Source organism: Microtetraspora fusca, from assembly GCF_001570365.1.
GTDB lineage: Bacteria > Actinomycetota > Actinomycetes > Streptosporangiales > Streptosporangiaceae > Microtetraspora > Microtetraspora fusca.
The window spans coordinates 103,129-119,233 of record NZ_BBYK01000044.1 but is presented as its reverse complement, the minus strand read 5'-3'; the positions used below and the strand labels follow the sequence as shown (position 1 = coordinate 119,233).

Below are 16,105 nucleotides of genomic sequence, written 5' to 3'. Positions count from 1 at the left end.
ATTGACAGTTCGACCGTCACCAAGCTCCGGGCATGCGAGAACATCCCTGCATGGCCGGATGACTGCAGTGCCTGGCAATCGTAAGTAGCCCTAGCCATGCTTGGAGTCGGGCGGGCAGCTGCTGCCCGCCCGACACCGCCTTAAGGTGATTGATGACCACAGACTTTCCCTCACCTGTCCTCCATATCGAAAAGCTCTGTTATTCGGCTGGAGGCACACGGATCTTCGATGAGCTCGATCTTGATGTCTATCCAGGCGAGTCCGTCGTGCTGTGCGGCCCGAGTGGGACGGGCAAGACCAGCCTTCTCACATGCGTGCTGGGCCTCACCAGTCCGAGCCATGGCCGCGTTCTCGTGGCCGGCGACGACGTGACGCGAATGTCCAAGCGCCAGCTCGCGGCTCATCGCCGGAGATATATGGGCATGGTCTTCCAGTTCGGCGAGCTTCTGCCCGAGCTTTCCGCGAGGGAGAACGTGGCGCTCGCCGCGCTACTGGCAGGTGTTGCGCACACCACCGCGTACGACAGGGCGGAAGCACTGCTCGCGCATCTTGGTGTGCCCGAGGGCGGGACTCCGACCGCGTACCTGTCCGGTGGGGAAAGACAGCGGGTGGCGGTAGCCCGAGCGCTGATCACGGATCCGCCGCTGATCCTGGCGGATGAGCCCACGGGAGCTCTTGATCAGGAGAACCGCGATGCCGTGGCCGACATCCTCTTCGATCTTCCGAAGCGGGATGGGCGCGCGCTGCTTGTCGTGACCCACGATCAGGCCGTCGCCCGTCGAGCCGATCGGTGGCTCGATCTCATCGCGGGCCGACTCGCTGGGGCTAGCGGATGAGGGGGCGGACGCTGTGGAGCCAACTGCTGCGGATCGGCATGGCGTCCGCGTGGCGTTCGTCCGGCGGCCGGTTGCGGCAGATCGCTCTGATCTCCGCTGCGGCGGTCATGACGGCAACTCTCATGTCCTGCCTCATGGTGCTGGCCGTCTACGACGGATGGGACCGGCGTGAGTCGGCCCGCGGCGCAGAGCTCGCCAGGAACAACAACACACCGGCGATCGCCCTCTACAAGTGGAGCGGGGACGCAGTAGGCACAGTGCCCCACAGCGTCATCTCCATCGAACCGCTCTCCTCATCCGCCTCTCCACCGCCGGGACTCCCCAGATGGCCTGAGCCGGGCGAGGCGTTCCTCTCCCCAGAGCTGATCCGTGAAGGAGTGGATGAGCACATCACCACGCGATATGGCACGCTCGCCGGAGTCATCGGTAAGGAAGGCCTCGCCTCTCCGGGAGAGCGGCTCGCTTATGTACGGCCCAAGCTCGACGCCCATAGGGGCTGGTTCAAGATCGCCCGATTCGGCTCTCCGCATGCCCAGCCGGTGGGCGATTCGCTGAACCGCGTTCCCGCGGGGCAGTTCCTTGGCGCGCTCGCGCTGACACTAGGAGGCACAGCCCTGGTATTGCTGGTGATCGCTGTGCGCACCGGATCGGTCGCGCGGGACAGGCGTACCCACCTCCTTGCCGCACTGGGTGGAAACAGATGGCACCGAGCTCTGGTCAATGTCGGCGAGGCGCTGCCGCCCACCATCCTCGGCACAGCCCTGGGCGTGCTCCCTTACCTCGTCATGATGACGGTTACCACCAGGCTGCCGATCTCAGGGTTCGTCCTCGACCCGGCCGATCTGCGTGTATGGGCTTGGTCGGTGCCCCTGGCGGCATTGATCGCCTGCGCGGTCGTGTTTCTCGCGGTTGTCATGCTGCACCGGATCTCGCTGGACGGCCGCACCACCCGGCCGCGCACCTTCGCCGCGCGGGTTCCGGTGTGGCGGCTGATGGCCGGGCTGGCCGGGCTGACGCTGGTAGTCATCACTCCCTACTTGCCGAAGGTCATGAGCTTCCTCGGCTACATCGGAGGCACCGCACTGCTGTGGGGCATGCTGCCTTCAGCTGCAGGTGTGGTCGTCCGATGGTCGGGCGCACGATTAGCAGAATTCGGTCTCCGGACCGGCCAAGGCGCCGCGCTGGTCGCGGGCCGGTGGGCCCAGGCCCGGCCCGGCGTCGTGGTGCGGCTGGTGGCCGTGGTCGTCATCGGTCTCGGCGTCATCACCCAGGCGCAGGTGTGGACCAGCCGGCTGGGTGATACCGGGCAGAACGCCAAGCGCCTGGAGCAGCAGCTACACGACTCAGTGATGATGGTCGCCGCGCCCTCCATGACCTCCGCTCAGATAAGCGTGTTCCGTGGTCTGCTCCCCAAAACGAGCAGTCTTATGGCGGTCAGGACGTCGGGTGATCCCGAGAGGCCCCCAGAGCTACATGCCTCGTGCCCGGTTTTCCGCCAGATTGGGCTCACATGCCCTGTATTGACAAGTAACTTGAGTGAAGGCGATGTCCGTGCTCAGATCCTGGCTGGCACCGTCGGCTATATGACCGGTGAGGTCTCGCTGAGGGAGGGGGACGTTCTCCGCAGCGAGAGACCTGTCGATCAGCTCGTTGTCGTCTCCCCGCTGGGCTCCGATGGTCTCGATTGGAAAGTGAAAGCCGCCGCCAATAGGGCGTTCGGCATGGCCAGGGTGGACCGGCCCTTCGATGGTTTCCTCCTCGGGGCGGACCGGCTCGCCACAATGGCCGCATGGGTGAGGCTGCTCACCGTGCTGACGCTGGCGATCCTGCTGGTTGCGGTGGCGCTCAGCTCAGCTGCCGAGTTCCTCGTCTTCACGGTCGCGGTCGCACCGTTGACGGTACTGAGCGAACGCAAACGACTGCCTCTCGGCATCGCGATGGTGAACCTCACCCTCCCCACGATGCTCGCCGTCGTCATCGGCGTGGTCGTGGCAGCCTGGCAAGGTAAGTTCTTCGTCGCTATGTCAAGATCCGGAACTTTCTCCTGGGAGATTCTCGGGGCGAGCGCGGTGGCGGCGACAGTACTCGCAGTCGTCATCGGATTGGCCGGTGGCGTAGGGGCTCTCCGAGCCGCTCGCCACTGGCGCCCCACCGCTGACTGATCTGGTGGCGGCGCGCGGCTGGCCGTCCGCTGCGAGCGGAGCCTGGTAGGCCCACCTGCTTTCTCCGACATCAGCGGCATGTTCGACGCGATCGAGGAGTTCAACGACGTCATCGCCACCGCCCGCGCCAGCAGTGACCCGCAGGAGCGGGCGAAGGTCAAGTACCGCAAGCCGGTCGGCCCGGCCACGATGCACCGCATCCGCGCCACCCTCCGCCACGCGCTCAACGTGGCGATCAAGCAGGACCGGCTGATCGACTTCAACCCCGCCGCCGTGGTCGAACTCCCCACGGTCACCCGGCCCAAAGGACTCGTGTGGACGGAGGAACGCCTCACCCGCTGGAGCGCCGACCACGCCGCCAACCACGCCGCTGAGAACCAGCGGCGGGCCGGACGCAGCGTGGACGTGGTCAACGTCTACCTGACCACCGCCCGGCCCTCACCGGTCATGGTGTGGACCCCGGAACAAACCTCAGCGTTCCTCGCGTATGCGCGCCGCCACCGCCTGTATGCCCTGTATCGGTTGATCGCGTTGCGGGGGCTCCGCCGGGGCGAGGCGGTCGGGCTGCGCTGGCCGGAGGTGAGCTTCACAGCCGGGACGATCGGCGTGAACTGGCAGATCACCCAGCTCGGCTGGACCCCCGTACAGGGAAAGCCGAAGACCGACGCCAGCGACCGCGTCATCGCCCTGGACGCTGAGACCGTGCAGATCCTGAAGGACCATCACCGTCGCCAGGCCAGGGAAAGGCTGAAGGCCGGCGAGGCGTGGACGGACAGCGGGTTCGTTTTCACCGACGCACTCGGGCGGCCGCTACACCCGCAGCATGTCACCGACCAGTTCTACTGGATGTGCTACGAGGCCGGACTGCCGCCGATCCGGCTCCACGACTTGCGCCACGGCGCCGCCTCCCTGATGCTCGCGGCCGGGGTGGAGTTGAAGGTGGTCCAGGAAACCCTCGGCCACGTCTCCTCCACGTTTACTCGCGACACCTACACCAGTGTCTACCCCGAGGTCGCGCGAGCGGCGGCCGAATCCACCGCCGCGCTATTGGCCGCTCCAACTCCGCCGACGCCGTCTCCTGATGGGGGAAGTGACTATCGCGGCGACACCCCCGGGCAGGCTCCGTCGTCACGACCAGTGGCCCGTACGGGCTCCCTCTTGCGTTTGGCCGTCGTCCCGAGCCCCTGATCGGCCTTCCGCCCAGAATTGCCTCCCGGGCCCGCTGGAATCGCCAGCGGGCCCGAAGTCTTAATAGACCCGTATGGGTCGGGCCAACAGCGCGATGGAGTGAAATAAGAGAAAAATCTGAAAGGTATCACGTCGCAAGACAGAGGTCAACACTTGATATTTTTTAACACCCCAAGCGATCATCGAACTGTGACAAAACAAGACAATTAGCGCTGGGTTGCTCCATGTTTACGGTGTGCACTCGACATGGCTTGAGAGGCAATCCGTAGTGAGAGCACAGGCGACCTCGGTCGCCACGTCGATCCTCATGGCATAAGAGCCATAACAGCAATCCCGGCATCGTCAGCTGCCGCTAACTCGTCACGCTCGGCCAGTCAGCCTCTGGGGGAGCTCGGGCCAAACTGAACAAGTTGACCTGGAAGGCTATGGGTAGGCGGACATCGAGGGCATTCGATACGAGCCGTTGAGCATGCGTAACGGCCGCAATCAGCTGGCGCAACGAGCTCGATGGACCCGCTACCCAGCCACTGATCGCGCACGACCACTTCTCCATCCGGATTTACCTGGAAGACGTGATGTGCCTGCTGGAGGAAGCGTGATGAAGGCAGCGCAGGAAAAGGGCGCGTCGCGACCGCCGAGCTTCCGTGTGCTGTTGCACATGGCCGTGAGCTTGTCACTGCTGTCTGGGTGCACTCGGGGCACTCCCAGCTGCGGTCCGTGCCCTGGAAGCGGTGTGGAGCTCACCGCGTATCGGTCGATCGTAAGCCCTGAACACACATACGAACTCTGTGACGCACGTGACTTCTGCCGGAAAGGGCACTTGCCCCTTGCCGGCTCCTCCCGCTTCCCCGCGCCTGCCGAGGGAACCGACCTAAGTACCGAAATCCAGATTCCTCTCGGCTTCGTCGATCTCCCGGGGAAGGCTACGGACTACTCGCGGATGGCCGTCCGCGCAGTCATCAAAGACAAAAAGGGGCGGATCATTGGTCGCGGGCAAGCGACTTTCCCTGAATATCCGCCCGTCGAAGCTGCTGACCCCTGCTCCTGCGACAACGCATCCGTGCAGCTGGACATCTATCCCAGCTCCTGAAACAAACCTTACCAAAGCTCCAATTCGCGGCAGAATTTCGCGAGACCAATAGATATTGAATCGGACACTTTCCCGATGTCTACTGTTCGCGGCAATCACTGCCAAATTTGCCCGAATTCCCCCATTTTTTAGCCATGGCTTTCTGCAACTACTACGCCATCAGGGAGAACCTGTCGTGCGAAACGTTCAACCATGCGAGCGACGCTTACGACGGACTGCATCCGAACGGCCTTGGCGAGTACAAAATCGCCAAGGCGTTTGCTGACGCCTTCGCGGCTCATCTCTCGATCGGCTCGCCGTTCGGGTCCATCCCTTCCGACGTGCCCGGCATCACCCTAACCGCGCCGCAATGGATGACGGCACAGGCCGTACCGGAAGGCATCCAGCTCAAGTGGGACAGGGTCTACGGTGCAGGCGGCTACTACATCCACACACGCGATGTGACCGCAGGTGAGTCGTCGTTCAACAAGCTTCCCTACCCGGTCGCTAATGACAACTGGTTATCCGGCAGCTTGTTCAAGGGACACACCTACGAATACAAGGTCACTCCGGTCCACGGTTACCAGGGGGGTCCCGCTTCACCAGTCGCCTCGGCGGTAGCCGACCCGCAGACCCCGCCGCAGACCGAGGGGGTGAAGTTGATACCGGGCCAGACCAGTGTCGAGGTGACGTGGAAGGCGACCCCCGGTGCGACGAAGTACGAGGTCTACGGACAGGACCAGACCACCGGAGCCTGGCTGCCCTCCGTGACCGTCACCGGGACCAGCTACACCTACACGGGCCTTGCCACGGACCACCGCTACAACATTGCTGTCGCCAGCGCCAATGCCGTCGGACCGGGTGTGCCCGGAGGAGCGCTGCCCGCGCACACCGGCAGAGGTACGCCGCCGGTCGTATCAATGATCGATGCCTGGCAGACGGGTCCCGCCGAGGCTCGGTTCACCTGGAATCCCTCCTTTGGCGCGGTTGGGTACTGGATCGAGTACTTCCAGCACACGCAAAGCAACGCTGACTGGGTCCGGGTGCCTTTTCCTCTGGAAGCCACAACGCTTGATCCCGGCTTCACCATGGGCTATCTGTTCGGCGGGCCTACCAACTACAGCTTCCGGGTTGTCGCGGCCAATGGTGGGTTGGAAGCTGCGGCCTCGTCTCCGCTCAGGGTCCGGCAGCAGCCTGCCGCCCCGTCTCGTGTCCTGACAGACAAGGAGCTGTCCAAGTTCCGTAAGCAGGCAGAGGAGGCCGGGTACCTCTTCAAACGGCTTCCAGACTCGGCCTTCGGTATCCCGCCGCAAAACGCCGGTGACTGCCGGTGCCTGCAGGGGCGGAGGTAATTGAGCAAGTACCGCATGCCGTAGAACGAGAAAGCGCTGCGGGCCCGTGGGAGGCGCCATCGGGTGCCGCCCACGGGCCCGCAGTCTTCTCGTGACCCAGACGCGCTCAAGGTGAGGAACGATGCGCCACTCCGAGCCGATGTATCCACGGAGGCAAACATGATCACAGCAGCGCATCGAAAACCCGAGTCGCAACCGCCGACATTCCGTACGCTGCTCTGCGCCGCCGTGGTAGCGGCGGCGCTGACGGGATGCGGGACGACCCCTGCCTGCAAACCGTGCGCGGGACACAGGGTCCAGCTCACCGTGCATCACTCGATCGTGAGATCCGGCCTCACCTATCAACTCTGCGACGCACATGACATTTGCAGGGAAGGGCCATTGATCGTTCCCAGCTCGTCTATGTTCCCCACCCCTGCCCAGGGGCTCAGCACCCCGGCCGGAGCCCAGGACATCGTCTTCAACGTCAACCTTCCTGGACAGGCCATCGACTACTCGCGCATGCCCGTCCGAGTTGTCGTAAAGAACAGGAAGGGGCAGGTTGTCGGCCGTGGAGAGGCTACCTTCCCCGAATACCCGCCGATCGAAGCCGAGCCGTGCTACTGCTACAACGCGTTTGTGAAGGTGGACGTCCGCCCCGGCATGTAACACCAGGGTGAGAAAGCACACCTCGCGGGTGAACATCGGCTGAGCAGCTTCACCAGCGGATTATCCGTCCGCTGGTTCAGGAGGCCGTAAGTCCAGCAGAGTACGTTGAGACGATCCTTGACGGTTGGCATGCCATCGTCGGGCGTGGGTGCCCCGAGAGGTCTTCGGTTGTGATCTTCTCTTGATCGTCTCTCGGGTCTGCCCTGACATGGGCGGTCTAAACGATCTACCGCGTGCCCGATCCGTGCCCGCGAGCAAACAACGAGCAACCAAACGAGATCAACTTCTCGATCCGAGGTCATGCCTGGTCGAGAAACCCCACGTCAGATGGGGTATGGAGTGGTGGGGCGCCAGGGATTCGAACCCTGAACCTACGGATTAAAAGCTCGGCGGATCATGGTTCCGGACAGTTCAATGCAGGTCGGCGCGCATGGCTGGTCTGATTTGAACGGATCTGGATCACTCGGAACTGCAACTCAAACTGCAACCCCCGGAGGTTCTGCAGGGCAGGGATCAAGATCAGTCGCGAGTTCGCTCGCGCCGGCCTTTCGTGATCATCTTCAGACTATCCACAACAGCGAATACGAAGGAGATGATGATCGCGAACGAGAACATCCACGCTAGAACAGCCAAGGTCACGCTTACCGCGTGCCAACCGCTTGCCTCCACAGGCTCATCCAAGAGATCCACGAGCACCAGGCCCAGAAAACACCCCAAGAGCGTCAGCAAATCAACTTTCAGCGCCCGCGGCATCCGACTCCTCGGCGACAAGCCGCACCTCCTCCTGCCTGATCTTCCCGTATGCCTCGACCCACCCCGAAGGGGCAGTGGGCCGGCGACGGAGGGGCAAGCCCGTCTTTGCGTGTACGTTAGCCCGGAACTCGTTCCTCGGCCATTGGACGCCAACGGTCACAGACGGGCTTGAGCCGTAGGAGTCGGTCTGCTGGGCTTGCCTGGGTCGTGGCAGGCGGGGCGATCAGGCTTCCACCTCAGCCAGCTACGGACTCCGGCTCACGCTCGGGCGATCATCCCGGAGCCGAGGCTCCCGTCGGAGACAGGGTTCGTGAATGCAAAACCGCCCTATGCGCTGTGGTGGGTGCGGAAGGTGGCAGCGGCCGGACCGTTCTGGCCGGAGATCCACTCGTCGAAGTCTTCGCGGCGACGATGGGGGTCGGCGGGTAGGAGGCGGATCTGTGGATATTCGTCTATCCACCAGATGTAGAACTCCATCTGGGTGCCTTCGAGAGGCCAGTGGGTGGTGTCGCGGGGCAGCAGAAGGACGTCGACGAAGCCGCCGATTGGGAGGTCGACATCCACGCCGATGCCTATCGCGCCGGGGTGGGGAACCCAGACGACTGTGCCGCTGAGTCGTTGGGCGAGTTCCAGCCGGGCCCGCAACTGGTCCCAGACGTCTTGACTGGCCGGAAGGTAGAGGAAGCGCCCGTCTACGTGTCGCCATGGCCGCATGATGCAGCAGGATAGCGGCCCGCTTTCCCGTCGCTGGCGGCCCGAGCTGCCGGCGGTCGGGACCGGCCCCCAGGCCGCATGCCCGGCCGCCGAGCGGGCGCAGGGCCGCGAGGCGGCGCGCAGCGCCGCCCTTGATCCTTACAAGGGTAATTCGGCAGCAAGTTCTGCAGCCTCTGCGGCGACAAGACGGTCGTCCATCACTTGCTTGGTGGCCCTCATCACGTCTTCCCAGAGACTTTCGATGGAGGTACTATCACCGTTTTGCCGGGACAGAGAGACGGTCTCGGTATATCCGTCGTATTTTTCGGAGTCGAATGGAAGGACTGGCCCCCAATCGTCGCCTCGGGAACGCCAAGTCCTCAGCACTTCTTGTTCCACGAGCCAGGCGGATTCTCCTGTATCGAACGAATAGGTCCTATGCGCAGCCCATCCTAATCGTTCGTGCTTAGCTAGGCGACCACTTCCCACGTTGCAGATGCCGACTTTTGCGGCTTTCCAGAGCTCGTGGCGTAGCAGATATATAGATGCTGGCTCGGCTACCTTGAAACCACTCTTTGCGCAGACAAGACAGCCTCCCTGAATTCCACTTACAAGGCTATCGTAGCGCGGTGAGTTGAATTCCCCGCATTTCATGCAGACACAGAGGATGCGGTCATGGGAGCCAATTATCCTCGCGATGGGCCAATATCCGCGCTCAATCATCCTGGCTTTCGCCACTTCTGGATTGAGTGCCTTCTTGGCGCAGAACTTACATCCGGACCCGCGATAACGCGTCACCCCGTAACGCGGCGTGATAAATTCTCCACAGTCCATACATATGCATAGCCAAGGAGCGTTGCCAGTCACAAACTCCTCGACTGGCCACATGCCCTTCGAAATCATGAATGACTTTGCCTGCACGGGGTCGATTTCTCTTCGCCCGCAAGGCGCGCAGCCGCCGTTACCCTTGTGTACGACGGAGTTGTATCGGGGGGTGACAAACTCCCCGCACTCCATGCATACTGAGAGCCACTTATCGCTCGTATTTCTGAAGCTTGCGATTGGCCAGACGCCACGGTCTATCATCGCTTGTTTGGCTTCGCTGGGATCGACGGTTCTGGACCGGGTTGCACAGGGCTGACATCCACCCTGGCCCTTGGTTACAACGTTGGCGTAGCTCGGTTTAACAAATTCACCGCACTCCATGCAGACACACAGCCAAGGTGCGAGCGTTCTTTTAAATGCCGACACCGGCCAGACGCCGCAGGAAATCATTTTCATTTTTGCGACTGCTGGATTCATCGTCAACTTGCTGGTTGTGGTCGCCGTTCCACATGGCCGACACCCTCCAGCACCTTTATTGACGACATTGTTGTATCGCGGCTCGACAAACTCGCCGCAGTTCATGCATACGCACAGCCATTTGTCTTGCGTGTTCTTATATACGGCTATTGGCCAGAGATTGCGCTCAATCATTCGAGTCTTTGCGGTCTCTGCGGGGATTCTGGCCAATTATGCCGCCCTATGTATTTAGGAGTAGGTCGGTGGGTCGATCTAATGTATAGCCGTGATCGCCGCCTTGCTAGAGTATGCGGCCTGCATCTTTTTCGGCGGCTGCGGCCAGTTCGACGAGTTCGGCGACGATTTTGGGGGTGGCGGCGATTGTGGCTCGGGCTTTAGTGCTATGAGGGCTTCCGTCGATGTCGGTGACGATTGCTCCGGCTTCGCGGGCGATGAGGACGCCTGCGGCGGTGTCCCAGGGGTTGTTGGACAGCATGATGCAGGCGTCGGTCTTGCCTTCGGCGACCCAGGCGAGGTCGACGGCGGCTGATCCGAACATTCGGACTCGCTGCACTCGGGTGGCGAGCTGGTAGTTCAGGGGCAGACGTACCCGGTTCTTGGCTTCCGCGCCGTTGCCGACGGCGTAGTCCCCTACGGACACGATCGCGGTATCCAGAGCATCTGTGCCGCTGGCGTTGATCGGCTGGCCGTTGGCGGTGGCGCCGGCTCCTTCGGCTGCGGCGTACCGCGAGCCGAGGAACGGCAGGTCGATTACTCCGAGGATCGATCGGTCGTGGTCCACGAGACCAAGGGAGATGCCACAGAGCGGGATGCCGTGGGTGAAGTTGGCGGTGCCGTCCACCGGATCGAGCGCCCACATGAGGCCGTGCCCGGTGCTGCTGATGCCTTCCTCTTCGCCGAGAAACCCGATCTGGGGTGTCTCGCGGGACAGGAACTCGCGTACGGCGTGCTCGACGGCGTAGTCCACTTCGGTGACCATGTCGCGGTCGCCTTTGGTGGTGACGGTTCCGGGGAGCCTGGTTCGGACGATTTCACTGGCGATGGTGACGGCCTGCTCGGCTATGGGCAGTAGCGCGCGGGCGTCAACGGTCATACGGGTTTGCTCCGCTCCCACATAGAGGTGAAGACCTGATCGAAGACGGGAAACAGGCCGTCAGCGGCGGTGTTGTCGGTGATGACGAGCGTAGGTGAGTCGACTCCGCGGGCCGCTGGCAGGTACGGCTGAACCACGCATGTCGTGCCGTCCACGATCAGGATGTTGAACCGGATGGTCTCGTCGTAGACGTGGATCTCAAGGCGTTCGGCGGCCTCGGGGTCGAGTCTGTTTTTGAGGCGGGTCAACATGCTGATGTTGAGGGCGGTCAGCGTCTGGAGCGTGCCGTCGGTGTAGCTCTCTTCCCGCTCGCGCGCTTTGATCGCCTCGCCCTCGGGATCCAAGAAGAGGCAGCGAATGCGGGTGCCGTTCTCAAGTAGCCGTTTGAGCTGGTGGTCGGGGTAGCTCTGGCAGATCACGTTCAAAGACAGGCCGCATGCGCTGATCTCGTTCGCCCCGTCAAAGAGCGACGCGGGTGGGTAGGCGGCGCTGAACGCGGAACGGCTGCTGAACACGGCGGTCACGTCAGCGAGCTGGGGATCGTCGGCGGGCTCCGGAACCTCAATCGGCCTGTCCTGGCTGCTCCTGGGGGCGGGGATCTCCGGTGTGCTCTGCGCGAACAGCTCGGCGGCGGACAGGCCGGGGAACATGGCCTCCAGGACGCGGCAATGGTCGGAGTAAGGCAGGCCTTTGAGCTCGCCGGACAGCCAGCGGTGAAGCTGGGCGCGGCTGGGCCACCTGCCCTGAAGCGCGGGATCCACCTTCTTGGCGGCCTTGTCGTACTCGCGACAGAACGTCCCGTATGTCTGCCAGTGGCGTTGCCGTAAGAGCGACTTCAACACGATCGACTGCTCGGTCATGATCCGCGCCTCGGAGATCGGGAACCCTGGTCTGCCCACAGGTTAACCAGCAGAGGCGATCAGGAGGAGACGAAGACGAGACAAAACGAGACGGCGTGAACACAGGCGGTACAGGCGCGCGGTCGAGACGTGACAGCCCCTCGGGAAATCCTCGGATCATGGATGGGCAGTGTGAGCTGTGCGGAGGTCGGGGCTGGAAATACGCCAGTCCGCGACGCGGTGTCGTCGTGGCCACGGAAGGGGCCGGCGAGACCGTGAGCGGGGAGCGGGTCAGGGTCGAATGCCTCGGGTGCCAGGGACGCGGCACCGTTTCGGGGGAGTGAGGTCCCGCCATGGCCGCATTCCACCTCGACGCGATCGAGCTTCCCTCGCTGCCTCCTGATGCCGTTCTTACCGCCGAACAGGCGGCCGGACTCCTCCGTGATGCCCTCGCGCTACGGCACGGCATCACCGCCGATGTGCACTCGGGCCACGGCGTCGCGTTGCTCTCTGTCTGGGTTGAGCTGCTCGTCTGGACCAACGGCCGCTGGTTCCGCTGGTCGACTGGCCGAACCTCGGTAAACGGCCGCCCCGTGTACGCCTTCGCTCCGGCACACGATGTGATCACGACCGCTCGGCGGGTCGCTCTGCGCCGTGAGGAACTGCGCCGCAATCACCCGTACTCGCCGTACTTCGAGGGCGGCGGCTCGTGAGCGCTTCACGCCACCTGAGCCCGCACCTTGGACGGCCACAGCCGGATGCCGAGCCGCTCATATGGCTGAGCCGCCAGCCCCCGGGACGAGAGCGGGTGCTGGCCTGGACCTGCGACTGCCGTGCGGTGTACTTCGAACTGATCCAGTCCGGCGGTGTCGCGTTCATCAGGAAGACGATCCAGAACGAGCGCGGACATGTGATCTTCGAGACCCACCGGTGGCCGATCCGGCACGCCTGGCGAACATGGACAGCCGTGTTGACCGGTCAGATCCGGGTAGACGGGCGCGGCGGCGCGGTCGAGCCCTCGGGACAGTGAGGAAAGCTCCTGCGCCGTCGCGCCTCGGGGTTCCCGCCTGGGGGAGACAGACCGTAAAGGCATAGCTAGACTTCACGACAAGTCGAGTTCTAGGGAAGTCGTCATGTCGTCTGAAGAGTACGCTCCGCCGAAATACGTACAGATCGTCCAGTCGATCCGGCGGCGGATCGAGGACGGCACCTATGCGCCTGGCTCGCTTCTTCCCTCTGAGACGCAACTCGTCAAAGAGTTCCACGTCAGCCGCCCCACCGTCGTTCGGGCTCTCCAGGTTCTCCAGCTTCGCGGCGTGATCGAACGGGAGCACGGCAAAGGCTCTTTCGTGAAGGCGGCCCCACCGGTCGCAGTGGAGGAGAGTTCCCGGCCCGGCCGGGCCGTACTGGATCGGGCGGAAGCAGACGAGAACGGCGTACTGGTGAACGCTGGCGCTTACCCTGCTCCAGGGAGCGTGGCGAAGCTTCTGGGCGTGCCTGAGAAGACGCCGGTGATGATGCGACGGGTGCTCTTCCGAGACGCTGACCGACCGATCGACCTCGTCACCATCTGGTGCCTTGCAGAACTGGCCGACGGCACCGGCCTCGGCAGCTCCGAACTCCTCGCGGTGAGCATCCGTCAGCATCTCCAGGAGTCCAAGGGGCTCAAGCTCGAACATGTCGCGGAACGGCTCAGCGCTCGGCATCCGTCGGCGGAAGAGGCCAAGCTCTTGGAACTCCGCAAAACCGCGCCCGTCCTCGGCGTGCTGGCCAGCGTCTACAACGGCGGCGGCCGTCCGGCCCTCGTCGTTGACCTGGTCCTCCCTGGAGACGTTCACGAGCTGGAAGACGCTTACTCCCTCTGAGGAGGGGCAGGAGAACCGGAGCCTCAGCGCGCATCCCATGGAAGATGCCCGCCGATTTCTGACTGATCCAGTGGAAGACGCGATGGCAGCGAACGCTCCGGATCACACCAGGGCCTCCACGAAACCCGGAGCGGTCCACACCGTGGCGGAACATAGCCGCTACTTTCGTCGACTGCTACGAATTAAGAGCGCTGCTTCGCGCTTTGCGCCTCCGTCTCTCTAGAGCAGCACGCACATAATGAATCACTGCGAGCTTATATCCAAAAGTGGGGAGAAATACTCCAACTGTAATCCATGTGCTACCCCAAAAGACGTCGAAATCTTGCTTGCCGTCCCCCATAAAGAATGGATTCACATAGAAGTTGCACATAATTAGCGTGAATATATATCCGGTAAATCTTGGCACACGCCCGGCCTTGAATTCAAAGAACATTATCAAGGCAAGAACATATGTAAAGAGATAGATGTTGCCTATCCAAATGACCGGATCGAGCTGTGAATAGGTGTGAACGAATCTCACCTGATGCGGCCACTCAAAGGCCATGATCATGCCGAGAATGCACAGCAAGAGATACTTAGGCGAATGCTTGATGAGATGCTTCAAGGGCTTCTCGTGCTTGAGGGCGAAGTCTGCGAGAGGCTCAAAGAGCGGGTTAGGGTCATCGGGATCATCTAGATGGTCAAGCAATCCCGCACGCCTTGCTCTGATTGCTATCTCTAGAACCTCTGCAACGGATGATCGGCGAACTCTCATGCCCTCCAGATCAATGAATGCTTCCAGTTCTGCGACGATACCGCGCAACGAAGACTTCGACATGACATTCTCAGCCGGCACCGGAATCCAACTAAGTTGTGCATTGTATTCCTTGAGGACCTTTGTCAAGTTTACCCAGCAGAGCTCCTTGTTGTCATTGTCGTACACTACGCCTATTACCGGAATCCGGCTATTTCTCCAGTCTTGAGCGTGATCATCTACGGGGATCGCGTAGCCATTTGCTCGCTTATACTTCCGGCCACTCTTGACCTGTGCCGCGATGACATGACCAGTCCTTCGGCCATTCCGCGTGAATATTACATACAGGTCTTCGCCATGATCGATACTGCCGTCTATCTCTTGAACGAGATGATCATTCTCTTCAAGAAGCGTTCGAAGCGCGTTGACCCCGGCGCGTTCAATGCGACGGGTTGGCCGGATTCGCGCCACGCTACCCCCTCTTGCATCAACTGTGCGTCGCGACCATACATGCTGACACGGACGGTTTCTGTCAAGAGGCTACAGTTTGCGATGTTCCACGGCTAGTCCGCCTGTCGTTTCTGGTCCTACTTAAGTAATTGATTGGCGCAGCCCGAAATACGCCTCACGCCCTCCCAGGTGGTAGTCCGTGTTGCGGGTTGGCGAATGATGGCGCGTGGAGCACCGCCGTCAACGCAGATTCGATCAAAACCCAACGGGCATCGGGCAAGTCGCTAGCCCTTTCATCCTGCTTCTCGGGTCTGAAGGACGTGAATAGCTTTCACGAGCTGACCTGCTCGTTTGGGGCGGCAGCGTAGTTTCTGAAGGTCGCGCCAACTCTTCAACTGGGCATTGGCTCGCTCGCCCGGGGCCGCGGAGCGTGGCGTGGGCTGGAGTTGGCGATCTTCTCTCTGACAGGCTTGCTGTGCCCTTTGTAGGGAACGCGTGCTGGGGATGTGAGGGCCGCCCAAGGTGGTCACCCATCTGAGGGCGGCCGCTTTCGCCCGCCTTGGGATGTTTCCCGCCATGGTGGTCAGCGTACGCAGATCAACTCTTCAAAAAGCTCGGCAACTCGACTTGTCGAGCCTGCATCTCGTTGCTACTCTCGAATCACTCGACAATACGAGTTGTCGAGAGGATGACAAGAGGAGGTGGGCGACATGGCTCTACAGGGACCTATCCCGGTCACGTTCGACATGGTGTTCCCGCACGGCTGCTACCTAGTGGGCGAGGTCGAGGCGGTCAAGGACTTCGACGCTTCGACCAACGGCCGGTTCGTCCAGGCTCGCGACAAGCAGACGAGGGAACTGGTCTGGCAGGTCGCGGTGATGGACGCGGACCCGACGCTCAAGCCGTCGCAGAAGACGGTGGCGGTGAAGATCCTGGCCGCGGTGCAGCCGGTTCCGCCGGCCCCGGTGCCGGGGGTGCCGTTCACGCCGGTGGAGTTCGACGGCGTCACGGTCACGCCGTACGTCAACAGCAACACCAACCGGCTGGCGTACTCGATCCGGGTCCGCGAAATGCGCGCCGTCCGGACGGGCAAGACCGCGAGCGCGAAGGACGCGGCGTGAT

Annotated in this window: 15 protein-coding genes and 1 pseudogene; 10 read left to right on the top strand and 6 right to left on the bottom strand. The window is 62.4% G+C overall.

Annotated features, from left to right (window positions below):
- Positions 1–152: 152 nt before the first annotated feature.
- The 5 genes from AWQ68_RS13090 (at position 153) to AWQ68_RS42375 (ending at position 7,255) form a co-directional block, all read left to right on the top strand.
- The gene (locus AWQ68_RS13090; protein WP_066939798.1) at positions 153–836 is read left to right on the top strand and encodes an ABC transporter ATP-binding protein; all 684 of its coding nucleotides are present in this window, start codon (positions 153–155) and stop codon (positions 834–836) included.
- Positions 833–2,998, top strand: a complete 2,166-nt coding sequence (locus AWQ68_RS13085) for an ABC transporter permease family protein (RefSeq protein WP_066939795.1) — start codon at positions 833–835, stop codon at positions 2,996–2,998. The genes AWQ68_RS13090 and AWQ68_RS13085 overlap by 4 nt, the downstream gene beginning before the upstream one ends.
- Positions 2,999–3,076: 78 nt before the next feature.
- Positions 3,077–4,186 carry a site-specific integrase gene (locus tag AWQ68_RS13080; RefSeq protein WP_066939792.1) on the top strand — a complete coding sequence of 370 codons (1,110 nt, stop codon included), beginning with the start codon at positions 3,077–3,079 and terminating at the stop codon, positions 4,184–4,186.
- Positions 4,187–5,410: 1,224 nt separating this feature from the next.
- Positions 5,411–6,607 (top strand): fibronectin type III domain-containing protein, encoded by a 1,197-nt coding sequence (locus AWQ68_RS13075; protein ID WP_066939789.1) that lies wholly within the window; start codon positions 5,411–5,413, stop codon positions 6,605–6,607.
- Positions 6,608–6,766: 159 nt separating this feature from the next.
- Positions 6,767–7,255: a hypothetical protein gene (locus tag AWQ68_RS42375; protein WP_157545244.1), complete on the top strand. Its 489-nt coding sequence runs from the start codon at positions 6,767–6,769 to the stop codon at positions 7,253–7,255.
- Between the two features lie 519 nt (positions 7,256–7,774).
- Here the strand turns inward: AWQ68_RS42375 and AWQ68_RS13065 are convergent.
- Together AWQ68_RS13065 and AWQ68_RS13060 are read right to left on the bottom strand one after the other, a co-directional pair.
- Complete coding sequence (locus tag AWQ68_RS13065) at positions 7,775–8,008, bottom strand: hypothetical protein (RefSeq protein WP_066939782.1); 234 nt, start codon at positions 8,006–8,008, stop codon at positions 7,775–7,777.
- Positions 8,009–8,335: 327 nt separating this feature from the next.
- The gene (locus tag AWQ68_RS13060) at positions 8,336–8,722 is read right to left on the bottom strand and encodes a hypothetical protein (protein ID WP_066939779.1); all 387 of its coding nucleotides are present in this window, start codon (positions 8,720–8,722) and stop codon (positions 8,336–8,338) included.
- A 1,183-nt stretch (positions 8,723–9,905) separates the two neighbouring features.
- On the opposite strand from AWQ68_RS13060, the gene AWQ68_RS42370 reads away from it, so the two are divergent.
- Positions 9,906–10,235: a hypothetical protein gene (locus tag AWQ68_RS42370; RefSeq protein ID WP_157545242.1), complete on the top strand. Its 330-nt coding sequence runs from the start codon at positions 9,906–9,908 to the stop codon at positions 10,233–10,235.
- Between the two features lie 48 nt (positions 10,236–10,283).
- Here AWQ68_RS42370 and AWQ68_RS13055 read toward each other — a convergent pair whose 3' ends face one another.
- Both AWQ68_RS13055 and AWQ68_RS13050 read right to left on the bottom strand, forming a co-directional pair.
- On the bottom strand, positions 10,284–11,096 hold the full coding sequence (locus tag AWQ68_RS13055) for an inositol monophosphatase family protein (protein ID WP_066939777.1): 813 nt from the start codon (positions 11,094–11,096) through the stop codon (positions 10,284–10,286).
- Positions 11,093–11,956, bottom strand: a complete 864-nt coding sequence (locus tag AWQ68_RS13050) for a DUF5919 domain-containing protein (protein ID WP_066940252.1) — start codon at positions 11,954–11,956, stop codon at positions 11,093–11,095. Before AWQ68_RS13050 ends, AWQ68_RS13055 begins: the two co-directional genes overlap by 4 nt.
- A 332-nt stretch (positions 11,957–12,288) precedes the next feature.
- Here AWQ68_RS13050 and AWQ68_RS13045 point away from each other — a divergent pair, with 332 nt between their 5' ends.
- From AWQ68_RS13045 to AWQ68_RS13035, 3 genes are all read left to right on the top strand, one after another.
- Complete coding sequence (locus AWQ68_RS13045) at positions 12,289–12,648, top strand: hypothetical protein (protein WP_066939774.1); 360 nt, start codon at positions 12,289–12,291, stop codon at positions 12,646–12,648.
- Positions 12,645–12,965, top strand: coding sequence for a hypothetical protein (locus tag AWQ68_RS13040; protein WP_157545240.1), 321 nt, complete (start codon positions 12,645–12,647; stop codon positions 12,963–12,965). Before AWQ68_RS13045 ends, AWQ68_RS13040 begins: the two co-directional genes overlap by 4 nt.
- A 103-nt stretch (positions 12,966–13,068) precedes the next feature.
- Complete coding sequence (locus AWQ68_RS13035; RefSeq protein ID WP_066939768.1) at positions 13,069–13,800, top strand: GntR family transcriptional regulator; 732 nt, start codon at positions 13,069–13,071, stop codon at positions 13,798–13,800.
- A 175-nt stretch (positions 13,801–13,975) separates the two neighbouring features.
- On the opposite strand, the gene AWQ68_RS40745 is transcribed toward AWQ68_RS13035, so the two are convergent.
- Both AWQ68_RS40745 and AWQ68_RS40740 read right to left on the bottom strand, forming a co-directional pair.
- Positions 13,976–15,004 carry a DUF4365 domain-containing protein gene (locus tag AWQ68_RS40745; protein WP_084463929.1) on the bottom strand — a complete coding sequence of 343 codons (1,029 nt, stop codon included), beginning with the start codon at positions 15,002–15,004 and terminating at the stop codon, positions 13,976–13,978.
- Positions 15,005–15,276: 272 nt separating this feature from the next.
- Positions 15,277–15,473, bottom strand: a pseudogene (locus tag AWQ68_RS40740) (IS5/IS1182 family transposase); the annotation flags it as partial.
- 220 nt (positions 15,474–15,693) lie between these two features.
- On the opposite strand from AWQ68_RS40740, the gene AWQ68_RS13025 reads away from it, so the two are divergent.
- A complete protein-coding gene (locus tag AWQ68_RS13025; RefSeq protein ID WP_066940249.1) occupies positions 15,694–16,104 on the top strand; it encodes a plasmid replication, integration and excision activator in 411 nt (136 codons plus the stop codon).
- The last annotated feature ends 1 nt before the right edge of the window (position 16,105 follow it).

Excerpts from the sequence above, each read along its gene's own strand:
- AWQ68_RS13090 (WP_066939798.1), top strand. The coding sequence starts at position 153 with ATGACCACAGACTTTCCCTCACCTGTCCTCCATATCGAAAAGCTCTGT.
- AWQ68_RS13085 (WP_066939795.1), top strand. The coding sequence starts at position 833 with ATGAGGGGGCGGACGCTGTGGAGCCAACTGCTGCGGATCGGCATGGCG.
- AWQ68_RS13080 (WP_066939792.1), top strand. The coding sequence starts at position 3,077 with ATGTTCGACGCGATCGAGGAGTTCAACGACGTCATCGCCACCGCCCGC.
- AWQ68_RS13075 (WP_066939789.1), top strand. The coding sequence starts at position 5,411 with ATGGCTTTCTGCAACTACTACGCCATCAGGGAGAACCTGTCGTGCGAA.
- AWQ68_RS42375 (WP_157545244.1), top strand. The coding sequence starts at position 6,767 with ATGATCACAGCAGCGCATCGAAAACCCGAGTCGCAACCGCCGACATTC.
- AWQ68_RS13065 (WP_066939782.1), bottom strand. The coding sequence starts at position 8,008 with ATGCCGCGGGCGCTGAAAGTTGATTTGCTGACGCTCTTGGGGTGTTTT.
- AWQ68_RS13060 (WP_066939779.1), bottom strand. The coding sequence starts at position 8,722 with ATGCGGCCATGGCGACACGTAGACGGGCGCTTCCTCTACCTTCCGGCC.
- AWQ68_RS42370 (WP_157545242.1), top strand. The coding sequence starts at position 9,906 with ATGCAGACACACAGCCAAGGTGCGAGCGTTCTTTTAAATGCCGACACC.
- AWQ68_RS13055 (WP_066939777.1), bottom strand. The coding sequence starts at position 11,096 with ATGACCGTTGACGCCCGCGCGCTACTGCCCATAGCCGAGCAGGCCGTC.
- AWQ68_RS13050 (WP_066940252.1), bottom strand. The coding sequence starts at position 11,956 with ATGACCGAGCAGTCGATCGTGTTGAAGTCGCTCTTACGGCAACGCCAC.
- AWQ68_RS13045 (WP_066939774.1), top strand. The coding sequence starts at position 12,289 with ATGGCCGCATTCCACCTCGACGCGATCGAGCTTCCCTCGCTGCCTCCT.
- AWQ68_RS13035 (WP_066939768.1), top strand. The coding sequence starts at position 13,069 with ATGTCGTCTGAAGAGTACGCTCCGCCGAAATACGTACAGATCGTCCAG.
- AWQ68_RS13025 (WP_066940249.1), top strand. The coding sequence starts at position 15,694 with ATGGCTCTACAGGGACCTATCCCGGTCACGTTCGACATGGTGTTCCCG.